This is a genomic window from Phytopseudomonas dryadis (genome assembly GCF_004327355.1).
In the GTDB taxonomy this organism is placed as follows: domain Bacteria; phylum Pseudomonadota; class Gammaproteobacteria; order Pseudomonadales; family Pseudomonadaceae; genus Aquipseudomonas; species Aquipseudomonas dryadis.
On record NZ_QJUM01000011.1, the window covers coordinates 121,792 to 140,734 of the forward strand.

Below are 18,943 nucleotides of genomic sequence, written 5' to 3' on the forward strand. Positions count from 1 at the left end.
TCAGCATAGCCCCGCCCTCTTCCTGCAAGCCTCACCAAAGGCCTGAAAGATGGCGAGATAATCCGGGTTATCGCTGACTTGCCACTCCGGGTGCCATTGCACGCCGAGGGCAAAGCTCGGCGCCGCCTCGACGGAAAATGCCTCGATCAGCCCGTCCGGGGCCAGCGCCTCGATTCTAAGGCCCGGGGCCAGTCGTTCGACACCCTGCCCGTGAATGGAATTGACCTTTATTTCAGGCCCCAGGCCGAGCCCGGCCAGCACACCGCCCGGCTGCACCTGCAAGGCGTGGGCCGGCCCGTACTGCACTTCGAGGGGCGCATCTTGCGGCTCGCGATGATCCATCAGGCCAGGCACCTGGTGCAGCGCCTGATGCAGGCTGCCGCCGAACGCCACGTTCATCTCCTGGAAGCCGCGGCAGATACCCAGCAGCGGTATCCCCAGCGCCACGGCGCGCAGGATCAGCGGCAGGCTGAGGCCATCGCGGGCGCTGTCGTGCAGGGTTCCGGGCGCGCTGGGCGCACCGCCATAATGCTGCGGCTCGACATTCGAGGGAGAACCGGTGAACAGCAGCCCGTGCAGATTTTCGAGCAGGCTATCGGGATCGATCAGCCCGGGCAGCGCCGGGATGATCAGGGGCAGACCGCCCGCGCCGCTACACACCGCCCGCAGGTACTTGTCGCCGGCGATATGATAGGAGTGCGCACCGATCCGTTTGGTGCAGGCGATGACGCCGATCAGCGGCATGCAAGACATGGGACACCCGTTTTTTGGTGTATATAGGGTTCGGCTCGAGAGTAGCGTTGTTCATTTTTTTACACAACAGCCATGTAAAAAATTGAACACGCCACCCTGAGCACTGCGAAAACACAGGCAAAACCGCGCCTGGCAATGCCCTGAAATGCCCTAAAAATGGCCACATGGCTCTTTTTTAGGGCACCATGGACCTGTCTTGACAGCGTCAGGCGTTTAAGATTGACTCCTTCTCGTGCAATTGCATGATTGATATTTTTAACAACAAAGGTGTTGCATCATGTCGGTACCCCCGCGTGCCGTTCAGCTTAATGAAGCGAACGCGTTCCTTAAGGAACATCCTGAGGTTCAGTTCGTCGACCTTCTTATTGCGGATATGAATGGCGTGGTGCGCGGCAAGCGCATCGAACGCGCCAGCCTGCACAAGGTGTACGAAAAAGGCATCAACCTCCCCGCCTCTTTGTTCGCCCTGGATATCAATGGCGCCACGGTGGAAAGCACCGGCCTGGGCCTGGATATCGGCGACGCCGACCGTATCTGCTTCCCCATCCCCAATACCCTGTGCAAGGAACCCTGGCAGAAGCGCCCCACCGCGCAACTGCTGATGACCATGCACGAGCTGGACGGCAAGCCCTTCTTCGCCGACCCCCGCGAGGTATTGCGCCAGGTGGTGCAGAAGTTCGACGAACTCGGCCTGACCATCTGCGCGGCCTTCGAACTGGAGTTCTACCTGATCGACCAGGAGAACGTGAACGGCCGCCCGCAACCACCACGCTCGCCGATCTCCGGCAAGCGGCCGATCTCCACCCAGGTCTACCTGATCGACGACCTCGACGAGTACGTCGACTGCCTGCAGGACATGCTCGAGGCGGCCAAGGAGCAGGATCTGCCGGCCGACGCCATCGTCAAGGAAAGCGCCCCGGCGCAGTTCGAGGTCAACCTGCACCACACCCAGGACGCCCTCAAGGCCTGTGACCATGCGCTGCTGCTCAAGCGCCTGATCAAGAACATCGCCTACGACCACGAGATGGACTCGACCTTCATGGCCAAGCCCTATCCCGGCCAGGCGGGCAACGGCCTGCACGTGCACATCTCGCTGCTGGACAAGAAGACCGGGCAGAACATCTTCGCCACCGACGATCCCGAGCAGCATGCGCCGCTGCGCCATGCCATCGCCGGCATCCTCGAGACCATGCCGGCGTCGATGGCCTTCCTCTGCCCCAACGTCAACTCGTATCGCCGTTTCGGCGCGCAGTTCTACGTGCCCAACGCGCCGAGCTGGGGCCTGGACAACCGCACCGTGGCGGTCCGCGTGCCCACCGGCAGCGACGATGCGATTCGTATCGAGCACCGCGTGGCCGGCGCCGATGCCAACCCGTACCTGATGATGTCGGCGATCCTGGCCGGCATTCACCATGGCCTGACCAATCAGCTGGATCCGGGCGAGCCGATCGAGGGCAACTCCTACGAGCAACTGGAGCAGAGCCTGCCGAACAACCTGCGCGACGCCCTGCGCGAGCTGGACGACAGCGAAGTGCTGAACAAGTACATCAGCCCGGACTACATCGACATCTTCGTCGCCTGCAAGGAAGCCGAGCTGCAGGAGTTCGAGACCACCATCTCCGACCTCGAGTACAACTGGTACCTGCACACGGTCTGAGGCCTCCCGAAACGGCGGCGCCCGCCTAATGCCAGTCAGTTAAGCATTGGGCCCGCAAAACGGCGGTTTGCCCCGGCCCTGTGGGAGCCGCGCCCCCCGCGGCGATTGCGGGTCGCACCACTGGTTTTGTGGGATGGCCGCCATCGCATCGCGCCGAGGTCGACGCTCCTACACGGGCGGCAGTTTGCCGCTCTTCTTCTGTAAGCGCCCCTGCTCCCACAAAAACCTTATCTGATCGGCATTCGGCGTCTGCCGGCGTTTTCATGATGAAACCCTCATTCCAGAGCCTTTAGCGGCTCCAGGAGATTGACGCTGCCGCGCTCAGGAGGCCTAATCTGCCCACCCGTTCGCCAGCACTTTCAGGACGCTCACGATGATTCGCCGCCTCATTCCCCTGCTGCTGAGCCTGTCGCCCCTGATCACCCTGGCGGCGCAGGGCGATAGCATCCGCGTCTACAACTGGAACGACTATATCGCCCCGCAGGTACTGGAACGTTTCCAGGCCGAAACCGGCATCGAGGTCGATTACCATACCTTCAGCACAGCCGAGGCACTGAGAACCGCGCTGAACAGCGGTGAGGCCATCGACATCGCCGTGCCCACGCACAACGAGCTGGCCAAGCTGATCGAAGCCGGCACCCTGCAACCCCTGGACTTCAGCCAGTTGCCCAACCGCCAGCACCTGGACAAGGAACTGCTGACCAAACTCGCCGCGGTCGATCATCGCAACCGGCACGCCGTTCCCTACCTGTGGGGCGCGGTCGGCCTGGCCATCAACGTGCCCAAGGCCGAAGCCAGCTACGGTGGCCCGCTGCCACGGAGCTGGAGCCTGCTGTTCGATCCGGCGCAGAGCAGTCGCCTGGCCGCGTGCGGGATCAGCACCCTGGACGCCCCGGAAGAAGTGCTCTCGGTGCTGTTCAACTACCAGGGCCACAGCCTGGCCCGCGCCGCGCCGGCGCGCATCAAACGCGCAGGCGAACTGCTGCAGCAACTGCGACCGAACCTGCGCTATGTCGACAGCGAGCGCTACATCGACGATCTCAACGACGGCAAGCTGTGCCTGGCCCTGGCCTGGGTCGGCGACGCACTGGGCGCGGCCAGCAAGGGCCAGCCCGTGCAATTCGTCATTCCCGAGGAGGGCTCGGTACTGTTCATCGACAGCCTGGTGATTCCCAGCAGCGCCCGTCGCCCCGATCTCGCCCATCGTTTCATCGACTACCTGATGCAGCCCGAAGTAGCCGCCCTGATCACCCGCGAAACCCTGTACCCGAGCGGTAACGCCGATGCCAGGCAGTTCCTCGAGGCCAGCCTGCGCAACGAGCCGGCGCTGTATCCGGATGCCGCCCTCAGGCGTCGCATGCATGCCTTGGAAACCCTGCCGCAGAAGCAGGAGGAGGTGCGCGATGCCGTGTGGAAACGCTTTCGTGACGGTGCCTGAATGACCTCGCGCAAGCCCCGCGCCAGCAGCCAGGCGCGCATCGAGCAGATCCTCGCCGCGGCCCGCGCCCTGCTCGCCGAACAGGGCGTGGCCGCCCTGTCGATCTATGCCGTGGCCGAGCGCGCGGCCATGGCGCCCTCCTCGGTCTATCACTTCTTCGCCAGCGTACCGGCCCTGCTGCAGGCCCTGACCGCGGATGTGCACGGCGCCTTCCGCGCCTGCCTGCAGAGTCCCATCGAGAGCGCCCAACTGCACAGTTGGCGCGACCTGTCGCGGATCGTCGAACAGCGCATGCTGGCCATCTACGCCAGCGATACCGCCGCCCAGCAACTGATCCTGGCCCAGCACGGCCTGAGCGAAGTGACCCAGGCGGATCGCCAGCACGACATCGAACTCGGTCAACAGATGCAGGCGCTGTTCGACCGCCACTTCGTACTCCCGGCCCTGCCGGAGGATATCGACGTCTTCGCCCTGGCCATGGAGCTGGGCGACCGCGTCTATGCGCGCTCGGTGCAGCTCCACGGCCGCATCACGCCACGCCTGGCCGAAGAGGGCATGCGCGTGTTCGAGGCCTATCTCGGCCTGTACCTGCCTCCCCACCTGCGCAAACGCGAAGCGCCGGCGGCGGGCGACTCCACCCTCTGACTCCCCACTGGCGGTCGTAGCCGCCCTGCAGAGCCCCGGGTTCATTGGCGCATGGCCCGCAACAGATGCTTCAGCGGTGAAACAGGCCCGGAGCCTGTCATGCTATATAATCGATATTTATCCGATAAATATCGAACAGGTAGCCAAAAAAATATCCGACACCCTTTGAAAACGGATTTTTATCGACTATAAAGGGTCGTCATTTCCATCCTTATCCGTCCGTTCGACGTCACGGTAGCTCTGCTAAGGTTCAGCCTCTACCGCTCACTGTCCCCTGGAGGTACCGCATGTCCCGTATCGTCACCGTCGCCGCCACCCAGATGGCCTGTTCCTGGGACAGCGCCGCGAACATCGCCAAGGCCGAGAAACTGGTGCGCGAAGCCGCCGGCAAAGGCGCTCAGGTCATCCTCATCCAGGAACTGTTCGAGACGCCCTACTTCTGCCAGAAGCCCAATGCGAACTACCTGCAGCTGGCCACACCGGTCGAGAGCAACCCGGCGATCCTGCACTTCCAGAAGATCGCCGAGGAACTGCAGGTGGTGCTGCCGATCAGCTTCTTCGAACTGGCCGGGCGGGCGCGCTTCAACAGCATCGCTGTCATCGATGCCGACGGCAGGAACCTCGGCATCTATCGGAAAAGCCATATCCCCGACGGTCCCGGCTACCACGAGAAGTACTACTTCAACCCGGGCGACACCGGCTTCAAGGTGTGGAACACCCGCTACGCCAGGATCGGCGTGGGCATCTGCTGGGATCAGTGGTTCCCCGAATGCGCCCGCAGCATGGCCCTGCTCGGCGCGGAAATCCTCTTCTACCCCACCGCCATCGGCAGCGAGCCGCACGACGCCAGCATCACCTCGCGCGACCACTGGCAGCGGGTACAGCAAGGCCATGCCGGCGCCAACCTGATGCCGCTGGTCGCCAGCAACCGCATCGGCAAAGAAGAGCAGGACGGCTACGACATCACCTTCTACGGTTCGTCCTTCATCGCCAACCAGTTCGGCGAGAAGGTCGAGGAACTGAACGAAACCGAGGAAGGCGTGCTGGTACACAGCTTCGACCTCGATCAGCTCGAGCACGTCCGCAGCGCCTGGGGCACCTTCCGCGACCGTCGTCCGAACCTCTACGGGCCGATCAAGACCCTGGATGGCGCGCTGGAGTCCTGAGCCAGGCGCCGCGCGTGTCCACAGCCACATTCCCCTGAAAGGCGGGAGCGCTTCCAGCCGCGCTCCCCGTCACGGAGCAACGCCATGTCGACCCTCACCTCCACCCCCCGCGCCGATGGCTTCCGCATGCCCGCCGAATGGGAGCCGCACAGCCAGACCTGGATGGTCTGGCCGGAGCGCCCGGACAACTGGCGCCTGGGCGCCAAGCCCGCCCAGCAGGCCTTTGCCGCCGTGGCCCTGGCCATCGCCGAGTTCGAACCCGTCACGCTCTGCGTCTCCGCCGCGCAGTACGAGAACGCCTGCGCGCGGCTGCAGCACCCGCATATCCGCGTGGTGGAAATGAGCACGGACGACGCCTGGGTGCGCGACACCGGCCCGACCTTCGTCAGCAACGACCGGGGCGAGCTGCGCGGCGTGGACTGGGGCTTCAATGCCTGGGGCGGGCTCGCCGGAGGCCTGTACTTTCCCTGGCTGCGCGACGATCAGGTGGCCGGCAAGATCCTCGGCCTGGAGGGCTGTGCGCGCTACCGCAGCGAAGGCTTCGTGCTCGAGGGCGGCTCGATTCACGTCGATGGCGAAGGCACCCTGATCACCACCGAGGAATGCCTGCTCAACCCCAATCGCAACCCGCACCTGAACCGCGAGCAAATCGAGGCCGTGCTGGCCGAACACCTGGCCATCGACAAGGTGATCTGGCTACCGGACGGTCTGTTCAACGACGAGACCGATGGCCACGTCGACAACTTCTGCTGTTACGTGCGCCCCGGCGAGGTATTGCTGGCCTGGACGGACGAGCCGGACGACCCGAACTATCCGCGCTGCCAGGCCGCCCTGCGCGTGCTGGAGAACAGCCGCGACGCCAGGGGCCGGCCATTGACCGTGCACAAGATGCCGATCCCCGGTCCACTGCATGCCAGCGACGAAGAATGCGCCGGCGTCGATCGGGTCGCCGGCAGCCAGGAGCGCAGCCCGGAGCTACGCCTGGCCGGCTCCTATGTGAACTTCCTGATCGTCAACGGCGGCATCGTCGCGCCCAGCTTCGCCGACCCGAAGGACGCCGAGGCGAAGGCGATCCTGCAGCGCCTGTTCCCCGAGCGGCGCGTGGTGCTGGTGCCGGGCCGGGAGATCCTGCTGGGCGGCGGCAATATCCACTGCATCACCCAGCAGCAACCGTTGGCGCAGAAAGGCTGAACGGCCGCCGCCGGGATCAGCGGCCGATCACTCGGCCGTTTCCACTTCCTCCATGACCAGCGCCGGCTCGAAGGGCGCCGGCCGTGGCGTGTCATTGGTCGAAGGCGGCAGCATCGGCACTGCGAACGCCGGCTGCTCGCCGGTCAGGGTCTTCAGGAAAGCGGTGATGGAGCCGATCTCGCCCTCGCTCAACTGACGTCCCAACTGCAGCCGCGCCATCACGTCCACGGCCTTCTCCAGCTCCCAGTAGGCGCCATCGTGGAAGTAGGGGTAGGTCAGCTCGACATTGCGCAGCGTCGGCACCTTGAACAGGAAGCGGTCGGTATCCTTGCCGGTCAGACCGGCCACGCCCTCGGCGGGATTGTCGGTCTGGTAGGCCTCCACCAGGCCCATCTTCTGGAAGGAGTTGCCGCCCATGGCCGGGCCGTTGTGGCAGGCCACGCAACCGATCGACTTGAACAACTGATAGCCCTCCAGCTCGGCCGAGGACAAGGCCGCATCATCGCCCTTGAGCCACAGGTCGAAACGCGAGTTGGGCGTGACCAGGGTCTTCTCGAACTCGGCAATGGCATCGGTCACCGCATCCAGGGTGATCTCCTCGCTCTGGTAGACCCGCTTGAAGGACTCGCGGTACTGCGGGATGGAGCGCAGCACGTCGATCGCCAGGATATGGGTGAAGGCCATTTCCTTGGGGTTGGCGATGGGGCCGGCGGCCTGTTCCTTGAGGTCGGCGGCGCGGCCGTCCCAGAACTGCGCCAGGTTCAGGCTGGAGTTGAGTACGGTCGGCGAATTGATCGGCCCCTGCTGCCAGTGGTGACCAATGGACGTGGGCAGGTTGTCGCTGCCGCCCATGCTCAGGTTGTGGCACGAGTTGCAGGAAATGAACCCCGAACGCGACAGGCGCGGGTCGAAGAACAACTGCTTGCCCAGCTCGACCTTGGCGCTGTCGGTGGCCGTATAGGGCTGGATGGGTGAAACCGGTTCGTCGCCTCGCGGCACGGACCAGGCATCGAGACTCAGGCAAAGTCCCGCGATCAACAGAGAAATGTTGCGCATGGAGAGCTCCTCGTTCTATCAGGCTTATTGGCCGTCCCACGATGAACGCTGCAGCGGACTCTGCTTTTGACAGGGGTCAACCTCTGCCCTTAAACCACACAAAATTAATGGACAAATGGGCGTGTCATGTTGTCGCCCAAGCAAAAGCCCGGAACAGGTCCGGGCTGTTGCGCATTGCCATGGGCCGCTGCGTGGCGCGGCCTCGACGAACTTACAGCAGGGGGATGCTGTAGCTGACGATCAGACGGTTCTGATCGACGTCGCCGGAGGAGGTCTGGCTACGCAGAGCGGCGTTACGCCAGGCGAAGCCCACGCCTTTCAGAGCGCCTTCCTGGAGCACGTAGCTGAGGGTCAGGTCACGCTCCCACTCTTTCTGGTCGCCGCCCACCGCCTTGATGTTGTCGCCCTTCATGTACAGCACGCTGGCGGTCAGGCCGGGAACGCCGATCTTGCCGAAGTCATAACCGTACTGGCCAATCCAGGTGCGCTCGCCGGCACGCCCGAAGTTGGTGATCTGGCGATCGGTGATCAGGTAGGTGGTCGCGCCGCCCTGCCCAGGAATCGAACCCTGGTTCAGCTGGATGAAGTTGCTATCACCGGAAACCTGCTGGTAGCCGGCGCTCAGGGCGTGGCCTTCCAGGCTGTAGGTGAAGAAGGCGCTCCAGGTACGGTTGTCCACTTCACCGGTCGTGACGCCATTCCCGTAGTAGCCGCTGCCCAGGTAGCCGTCGGCCCGACCGGCCACACTGCCGTTCTTGCCGTCGGAGCCGGTGTCGAAATAGCGCAGATCGGATTTCAGCGAGCCAGCACCCAGCGCCAGCGTGTGGGTCAGGCCGAGGAAGTGCTGCTTGTAGAAGTCATCCAGATTGCCGTAGTAGTACTGAACCAGCAGATCCTTGTTGATCTTGTAGTCGGCACCGCCGTAGTAGAACTTGTTGCTGTCCGCACCGGCACCGGCGCCAGCGATGGCCAGCGAATCGGTGTTGCTCGACGCACGCCCCTTGGAATGCTCCAGCTGGCCCAGGATCAGGGTCAGGTTGTCGATTTCGTTCGAGGTGATCTGCGCACCCTCGAAGGTCTGCGGGATCAGACGGCCATCGTTGAAAACCACGACCGGCAGCTTCGGCTGCAGGGTACCGATCTGGGCGATGGTCTTGGAAACGCGAATCTTGCCAGTCAGGCCCAGGCTGCTGAATTCGTCCACGGCGCTGTTGTCGCTGTCCGTCGGGAACAGGACACCGGGAGTACGGCTACGACCCGCCTTGTTGGTGCGGCTACCGGAGTCCAGCTTCACGCCCAGCAGGCCCAGCGCATCGACGCCGAAACCCACGGTACCCTCGGTGAAACCCGATTGCAGATTCAACTGGAATGCCTGACCCCATTCCTTGTTGCTCGGGCTATCGCTGTCACGGATATCGTTGTTGAAATAGAAGTTGCGCAGGTCGAGCTTGGCAGTGCTGTCTTCGATGAACGCGGCGTTGGCGACGTTGCTCAGGGACAGGCCCAGGGTGCTGGCAGCGACGGCCAGCGCCAGGGAGGTTTTTCTCATTGTGATCTCTCCAGTGTTTTCTTTTATGGGTGCGGCACATCGGTCTGAACCCGGCTCAACCTCGTGGCGACAGGTCATCGACCGAATCAGGGGCACTGCAGTCCGTCACCAGGCAGCCGAAAGGCGCCACGGGCGAGCGGGCGACAACGCGAAATCGATCAGGAATACGGAACGGTATGACGGCGCAACGGGAACGGGCGACGGAACGAACGGAGGAATGGCATCGTGAACGCTCTTCATTGTTATTGTCGGCCACGGCTGGCCGTTTGCTGAAGATGATACAGCAGATAACGTGCCACCCATTAGGTGACATTCACAAAATCATATATTTCAATATATTGCTTGAACCAATCAAGGCGAGCGTTGTCGTCCTAGCGACAAAATAGGCGCTTATCTGCCTATTCAAAGCACCAAATTGGCGAATTGCCGCCAATCACACCATGACAATCCGGTTCTTGCCCTGTCGCTTGGCCTGGTACATGGCGGCATCGGCCCGGGCATAAAGCACATCGAGCCCACGGTCGGCGCTGCCCATGGAGGTCAACCCCTGGCTCACGGTGATACCGAATGCCTTGTCTTCATGAGCGAAACTCAGGCGCTGGATTTCACGCTGCAGGCGTTCGGCGATCTGCGCCGCCAGCGTCGGCTCGCAACCCGGAAACACGGCGGCGAACTCCTCCCCGCCGATACGGCCGAACAGATCGCCGCGGCGCAGCACGGAACCGGCACAGCTGGCCAGTTGCTGCAGCACCTGATCGCCGACCTGATGCCCATAGCGATCGTTGATCTGCTTGAAGTCGTCCAGGTCCAGCAACAGGAACGCCAGTGGCCGCCCCAGGCTGCGGGCCTGCTCGAATTCGCGCTGCGCGCACTCGAAGAAGTGTCGGCGATTGCTGCTCTGGGTCAACACGTCGGTGGTGGCCAGGCGATGCAGTTCGCCCTCGAGTTGCTTCTTCTCGGTGATGTCCTCGGCGATGCCGAAAACGATCCGCGACTGATCGGCCTCGTTCTGGCTGCTGATGAAACACTTGTCGCTGAGCCAGCGGATCTGTCCATCGGCGCGGATGATACGGTACTCCCGGGCTTCCACCGCGCCGGTATCGAGCACCTTGGCCATGCTCTGCTCGGCGAACTCCAGGTCGTCGGGATAGATGCTGTTGCGCCACTCGCCGTAGTCGGCCAGCAGCAGCCCGGCGGAGCGGCCGAATACGCGTTCGTAGGCGGGGCTGACGTAGATGATCTGCTGGGTGTTCCAGTCGAACGCCCAGAGCACCGCATTGACGCTGCCCAGCAGCGTGCTGAACAGCCGCTCGCGTTCGCGCAGGCGCGTGCCCTCCGCTCGGCTGTGCAACAACGCCAGGGTCAGCTCTTCCAGATCGATAGTGCCGTGTTCGTCCATATACCGATCCTGAGAGTGGCCGGGGTGATGACAGTGGGATACCGGATCCACACCAAAAAGCCCGCCGAACGGCGGGCTTTTTGGTGGCGACCGGAGTAACTGCTATGACCGTGGGCGGCTGACGCGGTTCACCATGGCACACGCGATTGCGCAATCCATCACACTACCGCCGGACGCAGCGAATAGGTCTTGAGCTGCTCGGCGAAGTCGCGCAGCGACTGGATGCCGCTGGCCTCGGCGTCCTGCACCCAGTGCTTGATCGCCTCGAGCATGTCGTGGCCGTTGGAACTGGTACGTGCCCAGATCAACTGCAACGCCAGGCGCTTCTCGTAGATCACCTTGAGCGCCTGACTCTGCGCCAGCATGGCGTCGATACGCAGTTGCTGCTTGTCCTGCAACAGGCTCGGCTCACGCGACAGCAGACGCTTGGCGCGGTGGAACTGATGACGTACCGAGGCGTCGGCCTTGGCCAGTTCCTGCTTGACCAGCGGTGCGATCACCAGCTTGCGGTACTGCGCCATGATCTGGAAGCGGTTGTTGAGGATCGCCATGGCCGTGTCCATATCCAGACAGCCCTTGCCCGGCACCCGATGGGCAATGGGCGCCACGCGCTGCACCTTGGCCAGGCGCAGGAAGCTGAACACCTGAATCCAGGCCCAGCCCATGTCGAACTCCCAGCGCTTGACCGACAACTTGGCCGAATTGGGATAGGTGTGGTGATTGTTGTGCAGCTCTTCGCCACCGATCAGGATGCCCCAGGGCACCAGGTTGGTGGCCGCGTCGCGGCATTCGAAGTTACGGTAGCCAACCGCATGGCCGAGGCCGTTGACCACGCCTGCGGCCCACACCGGGATCCACATCATCTGCACCGCCCAGACGGTAATGCCGAGCACGCCGAACAGGGCCAGGTCGATGATCGCCATAAGTGTCACGCCAGCGATGGGAAAACGCGAATAAATCCTGCGTTCGACCCAATCATCAGGACAGTTCTTGCCATAGATGCGCAAGGTATCCTGATTCTTCGCCTCTTTAGCGTACAATTCTGCACCACTTCGCATTACCGTAGCCAACCCCTTGACAACCGGGCTGTGCGGATCGTCCGCGGTTTCGCATTTGGCGTGGTGCTTGCGGTGGATCGCGGTCCACTCGCGGGTATTCATGGCGGTGGTCAGCCACAGCCAGAAACGGAAGAAGTGCTTGAGCGCAGGATGCAACTCCAGCGAGCGGTGCGCCGAATAGCGGTGCAGATAAACCGTCACGCCGATGATGGTGACATGGGTCATCAGCAGGGTGACGGCAATCAGTTGCCAGACCGACAGGTCGAGAAAACCGTTGTACCACATGGGCTCGAATGCCTCTTGCAGGGAAAGACGCGGTGTGGCCGAAAGGCCGACGCCTGCATTATCAACAACAGGAACCGGAAAACCACGGAGTCTTTTGGCTGAGAATGTTACAACGCAGCCTTCAGTGATGATTTTCCGCCGAGACAGAGAGCCGAACCACGCGTTATGAGTACACCTCAAGGCGCTTTGCGCCTGACCTTGAACTACCTGCTGGCGGCCGCACTATGGGTCGTATTCAGCGACACGCTGCTTGCCTCACTGGACCTCAGTGTCCGACAGACGGAACAGATCCAGGTCTGGAAAGGGCTGATTTTCGTGCTGCTCACCAGCACCTTGCTGTACCTGACCATCCGCAAGCACCTGGACAAGCGAGCCCGTATCGGTGCCGCCCTCAGGCTCAGCGAAGAACGCCTGAGCCTGGCCCTGTCGGCAACCGACGACGGCCTCTGGGATTGGGATCTGCGCCAGCAGAAGATCTATTACTCACCCGGCTATACCGCTCTGCTCGGCCTGGAGAACGGCGAACTGGGCGATACGCGCGAACGCTGGCTGCAATATATGCATCCCGACGACCGCCCCCACTACGAACGCAGCGTCGCCCGGGTGCTGGCAGCGGCCAGCCAGGCCCCCTATGAAAACACCTACCGGTTGCGCCATCGCGACGGCAGTTACCGCTGGATCCAGTCCCGCGGGCGCATACAACTGGACGAGAACGGCCAGCCGGAGCGCTTCATCGGCACGGTCAGCGACATCACCCAGCGCCGCGCCGACGCCGACAGCCTGCGCCAGGCCGCGGCGGTGTTCGAAGCCACCCAGGAGGGTGTGCTGGTCACCGATGCGCAGCAGAACATCGTGCACATCAACCCGGCCTTCAGCCGCATCACCGGCTACAGCGAAGCGGAGATCCTCGGCCAGCAACCCACCCTGCTCAAGTCCGGGCGCCACGACAGCAACTTCTACCATAACCTGTGGCATACCCTGCAGACCCGGGGGACCTGGAGCGGCGAGGTCTGGAACAGGCGCAAGAACGGCGAGATCTACCCACAGTGGCAGTGCATCCGCGCCATCCGCGATGACAATGGCGTGCTCAGCTATTACGTCGCCGTGTTCTCCGATATCTCCGTGCTCAGGCGCTCGCAGCGCGAACTGGATCATCTCGCCCACCACGACCCCCTGAGCAACCTGCCCAATCGCCTGCTGTTCACCGAACGCGTCGAACATGCCCTGCAACGTTCGCAGAACGAAGCACGCCGGGGCGCGGTGCTGGTGATCGACCTGGACCACTTCAAGCACATCAACGAAAGCCTCGGGCACAACGTCGGCGACCTGCTGATCAAGGCGGCCGGTGAGCGCCTGGTCGGTCAGCTCGACAAAGGCATCACCCTGGCGCGCCTGGGCGGCGACGAGTTCGGCCTGCTCTGCGAAGAGTGCAACCAGGCCGAGCAGGCCGCCCACCTGGCCCAGCAATTGATCGACTGCCTGGGCGACCCGTTTCAGCTCGAGGACCAGGAACTGTTCATTTCCGCGAGCGTGGGCATCTGCCTGTACCCGGACGACGCGCACACCGTCGAGCAGGTGCTGCGCAACGTCGACTCGGCCCTGTTCAAGGCCAAGAGCAGCGGCAGGGAGGGCTTCGCCTTCTATGACCAGGAACAGACCGAGTATGCGCGACAGCGGGTCGAACTGGTCGGCGGCATGCGCCATGCCCTGGAAAACGGCGAGCTGCGCGTGCACTATCAACCCCTGTGCCGCCTCAGTGACGGGCAGCTGATCGGGGTCGAGGCCCTGGTGCGCTGGCAACACCCGCAACGCGGCCTGGTGCCGCCCGGCGAATTCATCCCGGTGGCCGAAGACAGCGGCATGATCAGCGCCATCGATGCCTGGGTGCTGGAGCAGGCGTGTCGGCAGATGGTCGCCTGGCAAGCCCAGGGTTACGCCCAGCAATTCGTCGCCGTGAACCTGTCCAGTCGCCTGTTCAGCCGCGGCGAACTGGATCAGCGGGTGGCCCAGGTGCTGGCCGAGACGGGCCTGCCCCCGGCCTGCCTGGAGCTGGAGGTCACGGAGAGCGCGGTGATGCACGACCCCGACATGGCCCACGCCTTGCTCGAGCGCCTGCGCGCACTGGGCGTACGCCTGGCCATCGACGACTTCGGCACCGGCTACAGCTCCCTGGCGCGGCTCAAGCGCCTGCCGGTGCACAAGCTCAAGCTCGACCAGAGCTTCGTGGCCGGCCTGCCTCACGACAAGGACGACGTGGCCATTACCCGCGCCGTCATCGCCCTGGCCCACAGCATGGAGCTCAAGGTACTCGCCGAGGGTATCGAGCGGGCCGAGCAGTGGGATTACCTGCGCCAGCTCGGCTGCGATTATGCCCAGGGCTACTATATCGGCCGGCCACAGCCCGCCGATGCGCTGAATTTGCAGTACCCCAGGTAAACGAAATCGGGGCCTGCCGACGCTACCGTCGCGCGCCGCGCGGGCAGTGCCGAGAGGCCCCGGGATGAGAACGGCCGGCGCGATGCCGGCCTCGCTCACAGCTTGGCGATGGATACCTCGGTGGACTTGACGAAGGCGATCACTTCGCTGCCCACGCCCAGTTCCAGCTCGCGCACGGAACGGGTGGTGATCACCGAGGTGACGATACCGGCCGCGGTCTGCACGTCGATTTCCGACAGTACGTCGCCTTCGACGATTTCCTTGATGGTGCCTTTGAACTGGTTACGAACGTTGATGGCTTTGATGGTCATGGTGAGTTTCTCCTGGGGTCGAAATTAGCTGCAAGCCTCAAGCGGCAAGCTACAAGCGAAAGCGTCGTGCTCCTACTTGCAGCTTGAAGCTTGAAACTTGTGGCTGCTCTATAGCGCCCAACGCAATTGCGTGGGGAGCGGTGAAACGGGGTCGGGCTGCGGTGGCGATTCAGGCAACTGCAGCACACGGTTGAGCACCTCGGCCTCCAGCGAAGCGAGGCGGGCCGAGCCCTTGTTGCGCGGGCGCGGCAGGCTCACGTCCAGATCCAGGCCGACCTGGCCGTCCTCGATCAGGATCACCCGATCGGCGGTGGCCACGGCCTCGCTGACGTCATGGGTGACCAGCAAGACGGTGAAGCCATGCTGCTGCCACAGACGCTCGATCAACTGTTGCATCTCGATGCGGGTCAGCGCATCCAGCGCGCCCAGCGGCTCGTCGAGCAGCAGCAGACGGGGTTCATGGATCAGCGCCCGGGCCAGGGCCACACGCTGCTTCTGCCCGCCGGACAGCGCCGCCGGCCATTCGTTGGCCCGCTCGCCCAGGCCGACCGCCTCCAGCACCTGCTGGGCCTTGGGCCGCCAGTCGCCGGTAAGCCCGAGGCCGACGTTGTCGATCACGCGCTTCCAGGGCAGCAGACGCGCTTCCTGGAACATCAGCCGGGTATCCTCGCGGGTCGCCGCCAGGGGGCCGTTACCGGCCAGCAGCTCGCCGCCGGTGGGTTGATCGAGGCCGGCGAGCAGGCGCAACAGGGTGCTCTTGCCGCACCCGCTGCGGCCGACTACCGCGACGAACTGGCCGGCGGGTATGCGCAGCTCGATGTCCTTGAGTACCTGACGCTCGCCAAAGGATTTCTGGATACCGCGGATGGTCAGTGGCGTGCCGCGCTTGAGACTGTGCAGAGCCGTCATCGTGCTACCCCCTTGCCCTGATAGGCCGGATGCCAGCGCAGCCAGGCGCGCTCCAGGCCACGGGCGGCGACATCGGCCAGTTTGCCGAGCACGGCGTAGAGCAGGATCGCCAGTACCACCACGTCGGTCTGCAGGAACTCCCGGGCGTTCATGGCCAGGTAACCGATGCCGGAGCTGGCGGAAATGGTCTCGGCGACGATCAGGGTCAGCCACATCAGGCCGAGGGCGAAACGCACGCCCACCAGGATCGAGGGCAACGCACCGGGCAGGATCACCTGGCGGAACAGGGCGAAGCCGGACAGCCCGTAGCTGCGCGACATTTCCACCAGCGCCGGGTCGACGTTGCGGATGCCGTGGTAGGTGTTCAGGTAGATCGGGAACAGGGTGCCGAGGGCGACCAGGAAGATCTTCGCGCTCTCGTCGATGCCGAACCACAGGATCACCAGCGGGATCAGCGCCAGGTGCGGGACGTTGCGGATCATCTGTACCGAGCTGTCGATCAGGCGCTCGCCCCACTTCGACAGGCCGGTGATGAAGCCCAGGATCAGGCCGATACCGCCACCGATGGCGAAGCCGACCCCGGCGCGCCAGCCGCTGATCGCCAGGTGCGTCCAGATTTCACCGCTGGACAGCAGCTGCCAGCCGGCCTCCAGCACCGCGCTCGGCGCCGGCAGGATGCGCGTGGACAGCAGCCCGAGCACCACCGCGCCCTGCCAGGCGAGCAGCAACCCCACCGGCAACAGCCAGGGTGCCAGCCGCAGGGCCAGGCGGTTGAAAGACGTGTCGCTCATGTCATACCTCGAAAATCATCACGGGATGGCCGGGCATCCGCGCCCGACCTCGCTTCAACTGGCCGACGCCGCCTTGGGCAGGATGTCGTTGGCCACCATTTCGCCGAACGGGCTGACGTAGCCCGCGCCTTCCGGCAGGGCCGGGCGATTCACATCCAGATGGGGGAACAGCAGTTCGGCGACCCGGTAGGACTCTTCGAGATGCGGATAGCCGGAAAAGATGAAGGTGTCGATACCCAGCGCCGCATACTCCTTGACCCGCTCGGCGACCGTCGGGCCGTCGCCGACCAGGGCGGTGCCGGCGCCGCCGCGCACCAGGCCGACCCCGGCCCAGAGGTTCGGCGACACTTCCAGGTTGTCCTTGCTGCCACCATGCAGGGCGGCCATGCGCTGCTGGCCCACCGAGTCGAAGCGCGCCAGCGAGGCCTGGGCCCGGGCGATGGTGTCGTCGTCGACGTGGGCGATCAGTTTGTCGGCGGCCTTCCAGGCCTCCTCGTTGGTTTCCCGGACGATCACGTGCAGACGGATGCCGAAGCGCACTTCCCGGCCCTGCGCCGCGGCCTTTTCGCGTACCGCGGCAATCTTTTCGGCCACCGCCGCCGGTGGCTCGCCCCAGGTCAGGTACAGCTCGACCTGCTCGGCGGCCAGATCCTGGGCGGCCTCGGAGGAACCACCGAAATACAGCGGCGGACGCGGTTGCTGGATCGGCGGGTAGAGCAGCTTGGCGCCCTTGACCTGGATGTGCTTGCCGTCGTAATCGACCACTTCGCCTTCCAGCACCCGGCGCCAGATGCGGGTGAACTCCACCGATGCCTCGTAGCGCTCGGCGTGGGACAGGTTCAGGCCATCGCCGGCCAGCTCGTCCGGGTCGCCACCGGTGACCAGGTTGAACAGCGCGCGACCGCCGGACAGACGATCCAGGGTCGCCGCCTGGCGCGCGGCCACGGTGGGGGAAATGATGCCGGGGCGCAGTGCGACCAGGAATTTCAGGCGCTGGGTCACCGGGATCAGCGACGCCGCCACCAGCCAGGAATCCTCGCAGGAACGCCCGGTGGGGATCAGCACGCCGCCGAAGCCGAGGCGATCCGCGGCCTGGGCGATCTGCTGCAGGTAGCCGTGGTCGACGGCGCGGGCCCCTTGCGAGGTACCGAGGTAGTGGCCGTCGCCGTGGGTCGGCAGGAACCAGAAAATGTTCAGACTCATGGAGTGGTCTCCTTGGTAGTGGTCGCCGCGCGCCCTGCGGTCACGCGGCTGAATGCCTTACTGCTGGGCGGTCTGCGCTGCCGCGACCGACGCCGGCGGTGCCCAGATCACGTCCTTGATGCTCAGTTGCTTGGGAATCAGCTTGAGTTCGGTGAAGGTGTCGGCGATCTTCTGCTGCGCCTCCACCACCTGCGGGGTGATGAAGGCGGCCCCGTAACCCTGGCGTTTCACGGCGATGGCGGTGATGTCCTTGGACAGGCCGAGCAACGGCGCCACCTGTTCGGTGACCGCATCCGGGTCGGCCTTGGAGTCTTCACCCACGGCGCGCACTTCCTCGATCAGCGCGCTGATGACCGCCGGGTTCTTTTCCGCATAGGGCTTGGTCGCCAGGTAGAACTGGTGGTTGTCGACCAGCCCCTGGCCATCGCGCAGGGTGCGCGCCTGCAACTGCTGCTCGGCAGCGGCCTGGAACGGATCCCAGATGACCCAGGCATCGACGCTGCCACGCTCGAAGGCGGCGCGGGCATCGGCCGGCGGCAGGTACACGGGCTGGATGTCGCTGTACTTCAGACCGGCATCTTCCAGGGCGCGGACCAGCAGGTAATGCACGTTGGAGCCCTTGTTCAGGGCGACCTTCTTGCCCTTGAGCTCGGCCACCGACTTGAGCGGCGAGTCCTTGGGCACCAGGATCGCCTCGCTGGTCGGCGCCGGTGGCTCGTAGGCCACATAGAGCAGGTCGGCACCCGCGGCCTGGGCGAACACCGGCGGGGTTTCGCCGGTCACGCCGAAGTCCACCGAACCGACGTTCAGGCCTTCGAGCAACTGCGGCCCGCCAGGAAACTCCGTCCACTTGACCTCCACACCCTGCTCGGCCAGGCGCTTTTCCAGCGTGCCCTTGGCCTTGAGCAGCACCAGGGTGCCGTATTTCTGATAGCCGATACGCAGGACGCTCTTGTCCTGAGAAGCAGCTTGGGCTTGAGTAATGGCGCCGAAGGAAAGGGCCGCGGCAAACAAGGCGACCAGACTCCGACGCAAAGTGATGGTGCGCATGACACGCTCTCCTGTGCATTGAGTGGTTGGCCACCTGCTGCCTCGT

General features: G+C 64.1%; 16 protein-coding genes. 6 read left to right on the forward strand and 10 right to left on the reverse strand.

Translation table 11 applies throughout. From position 1 onward, the window contains the following. On the reverse strand, positions 1 to 753 hold the full coding sequence (locus DNK34_RS11460; protein WP_131175317.1) for a gamma-glutamyl-gamma-aminobutyrate hydrolase family protein: 753 nt from the start codon (positions 751 to 753) through the stop codon (positions 1 to 3). 277 nt (positions 754 to 1,030) lie between these two features. Here DNK34_RS11460 and DNK34_RS11465 point away from each other — a divergent pair, with 277 nt between their 5' ends. The 5 genes from DNK34_RS11465 to aguA all read left to right on the forward strand — a co-directional run bounded on the left by DNK34_RS11465 (position 1,031) and on the right by aguA (position 6,850). Then, positions 1,031 to 2,410, forward strand: coding sequence for a glutamine synthetase family protein (locus tag DNK34_RS11465; RefSeq protein ID WP_131175318.1), 1,380 nt, complete (start codon positions 1,031 to 1,033; stop codon positions 2,408 to 2,410). Positions 2,411 to 2,783: 373 nt separating this feature from the next. Further along, a complete protein-coding gene (locus DNK34_RS11470) occupies positions 2,784 to 3,848 on the forward strand; it encodes a polyamine ABC transporter substrate-binding protein (RefSeq protein ID WP_131175319.1) in 1,065 nt (354 codons plus the stop codon). Then, complete coding sequence (locus DNK34_RS11475) at positions 3,849 to 4,493, forward strand: TetR/AcrR family transcriptional regulator (protein ID WP_131175320.1); 645 nt, start codon at positions 3,849 to 3,851, stop codon at positions 4,491 to 4,493. A gap of 287 nt (positions 4,494 to 4,780) precedes the next feature. Next, the gene (aguB, locus tag DNK34_RS11480) at positions 4,781 to 5,659 is read left to right on the forward strand and encodes an N-carbamoylputrescine amidase (RefSeq protein ID WP_131175321.1); all 879 of its coding nucleotides are present in this window, start codon (positions 4,781 to 4,783) and stop codon (positions 5,657 to 5,659) included. Between the two features lie 84 nt (positions 5,660 to 5,743). Then, complete coding sequence (gene aguA / locus DNK34_RS11485) at positions 5,744 to 6,850, forward strand: agmatine deiminase (RefSeq protein ID WP_131175322.1); 1,107 nt, start codon at positions 5,744 to 5,746, stop codon at positions 6,848 to 6,850. A 27-nt stretch (positions 6,851 to 6,877) separates the two neighbouring features. Here the strand turns inward: aguA and DNK34_RS11490 are convergent, their stop codons facing one another. From DNK34_RS11490 to desA, 4 genes are all read right to left on the reverse strand, one after another. Next, complete coding sequence (locus DNK34_RS11490; protein WP_131175323.1) at positions 6,878 to 7,906, reverse strand: cytochrome-c peroxidase; 1,029 nt, start codon at positions 7,904 to 7,906, stop codon at positions 6,878 to 6,880. A 211-nt stretch (positions 7,907 to 8,117) separates the two neighbouring features. Next, the gene (locus DNK34_RS11495) at positions 8,118 to 9,455 is read right to left on the reverse strand and encodes an OprD family porin (RefSeq protein ID WP_131175324.1); all 1,338 of its coding nucleotides are present in this window, start codon (positions 9,453 to 9,455) and stop codon (positions 8,118 to 8,120) included. A 433-nt stretch (positions 9,456 to 9,888) separates the two neighbouring features. Next, positions 9,889 to 10,854: a GGDEF domain-containing protein gene (locus tag DNK34_RS11500; RefSeq protein WP_131175325.1), complete on the reverse strand. Its 966-nt coding sequence runs from the start codon at positions 10,852 to 10,854 to the stop codon at positions 9,889 to 9,891. Between the two features lie 158 nt (positions 10,855 to 11,012). Then, entirely contained in the window at positions 11,013 to 12,197 is a 1,185-nt protein-coding gene (gene desA, locus DNK34_RS11505; RefSeq protein ID WP_131175326.1) for a delta-9 fatty acid desaturase DesA, read from the reverse strand. 165 nt (positions 12,198 to 12,362) lie between these two features. On the opposite strand from desA, the gene DNK34_RS11510 reads away from it, so the two are divergent. Continuing rightward, positions 12,363 to 14,633 carry a putative bifunctional diguanylate cyclase/phosphodiesterase gene (locus DNK34_RS11510; protein WP_131175327.1) on the forward strand — a complete coding sequence of 757 codons (2,271 nt, stop codon included), beginning with the start codon at positions 12,363 to 12,365 and terminating at the stop codon, positions 14,631 to 14,633. Positions 14,634 to 14,728: 95 nt separating this feature from the next. Here DNK34_RS11510 and DNK34_RS11515 read toward each other — a convergent pair whose 3' ends face one another. From DNK34_RS11515 to DNK34_RS11535, 5 genes are all read right to left on the reverse strand, one after another. Beyond that, positions 14,729 to 14,944, reverse strand: a complete 216-nt coding sequence (locus DNK34_RS11515; RefSeq protein ID WP_013793202.1) for a TOBE domain-containing protein — start codon at positions 14,942 to 14,944, stop codon at positions 14,729 to 14,731. 108 nt (positions 14,945 to 15,052) lie between these two features. Further along, on the reverse strand, positions 15,053 to 15,853 hold the full coding sequence (gene ssuB, locus DNK34_RS11520) for an aliphatic sulfonates ABC transporter ATP-binding protein (RefSeq protein ID WP_131175328.1): 801 nt from the start codon (positions 15,851 to 15,853) through the stop codon (positions 15,053 to 15,055). Then, positions 15,850 to 16,644: an aliphatic sulfonate ABC transporter permease SsuC gene (ssuC, locus tag DNK34_RS11525; RefSeq protein WP_131175329.1), complete on the reverse strand. Its 795-nt coding sequence runs from the start codon at positions 16,642 to 16,644 to the stop codon at positions 15,850 to 15,852. The genes ssuB and ssuC overlap by 4 nt, the downstream gene beginning before the upstream one ends. Before the next feature lie 54 nt (positions 16,645 to 16,698). After that, positions 16,699 to 17,847: an FMNH2-dependent alkanesulfonate monooxygenase gene (gene ssuD, locus DNK34_RS11530; protein ID WP_131175330.1), complete on the reverse strand. Its 1,149-nt coding sequence runs from the start codon at positions 17,845 to 17,847 to the stop codon at positions 16,699 to 16,701. Between the two features lie 57 nt (positions 17,848 to 17,904). Next, positions 17,905 to 18,897 carry a sulfonate ABC transporter substrate-binding protein gene (locus DNK34_RS11535; RefSeq protein WP_131175331.1) on the reverse strand — a complete coding sequence of 331 codons (993 nt, stop codon included), beginning with the start codon at positions 18,895 to 18,897 and terminating at the stop codon, positions 17,905 to 17,907. Positions 18,898 to 18,943 lie beyond the last annotated feature (46 nt).

Coding starts and splice junctions, on each gene's coding strand:
- DNK34_RS11460 (WP_131175317.1), bottom strand. CDS start 753: ATGTCTTGCATGCCGCTGATCGGCGTCATCGCCTGCACCAAACGGATC.
- DNK34_RS11465 (WP_131175318.1), top strand. CDS start 1,031: ATGTCGGTACCCCCGCGTGCCGTTCAGCTTAATGAAGCGAACGCGTTC.
- DNK34_RS11470 (WP_131175319.1), top strand. CDS start 2,784: ATGATTCGCCGCCTCATTCCCCTGCTGCTGAGCCTGTCGCCCCTGATC.
- DNK34_RS11475 (WP_131175320.1), top strand. CDS start 3,849: ATGACCTCGCGCAAGCCCCGCGCCAGCAGCCAGGCGCGCATCGAGCAG.
- aguB (WP_131175321.1), top strand. CDS start 4,781: ATGTCCCGTATCGTCACCGTCGCCGCCACCCAGATGGCCTGTTCCTGG.
- aguA (WP_131175322.1), top strand. CDS start 5,744: ATGTCGACCCTCACCTCCACCCCCCGCGCCGATGGCTTCCGCATGCCC.
- DNK34_RS11490 (WP_131175323.1), bottom strand. CDS start 7,906: ATGCGCAACATTTCTCTGTTGATCGCGGGACTTTGCCTGAGTCTCGAT.
- DNK34_RS11495 (WP_131175324.1), bottom strand. CDS start 9,455: ATGAGAAAAACCTCCCTGGCGCTGGCCGTCGCTGCCAGCACCCTGGGC.
- DNK34_RS11500 (WP_131175325.1), bottom strand. CDS start 10,854: ATGGACGAACACGGCACTATCGATCTGGAAGAGCTGACCCTGGCGTTG.
- desA (WP_131175326.1), bottom strand. CDS start 12,197: ATGTGGTACAACGGTTTTCTCGACCTGTCGGTCTGGCAACTGATTGCC.
- DNK34_RS11510 (WP_131175327.1), top strand. CDS start 12,363: ATGAGTACACCTCAAGGCGCTTTGCGCCTGACCTTGAACTACCTGCTG.
- DNK34_RS11515 (WP_013793202.1), bottom strand. CDS start 14,944: ATGACCATCAAAGCCATCAACGTTCGTAACCAGTTCAAAGGCACCATC.
- ssuB (WP_131175328.1), bottom strand. CDS start 15,853: ATGACGGCTCTGCACAGTCTCAAGCGCGGCACGCCACTGACCATCCGC.
- ssuC (WP_131175329.1), bottom strand. CDS start 16,644: ATGAGCGACACGTCTTTCAACCGCCTGGCCCTGCGGCTGGCACCCTGG.
- ssuD (WP_131175330.1), bottom strand. CDS start 17,847: ATGAGTCTGAACATTTTCTGGTTCCTGCCGACCCACGGCGACGGCCAC.
- DNK34_RS11535 (WP_131175331.1), bottom strand. CDS start 18,897: ATGCGCACCATCACTTTGCGTCGGAGTCTGGTCGCCTTGTTTGCCGCG.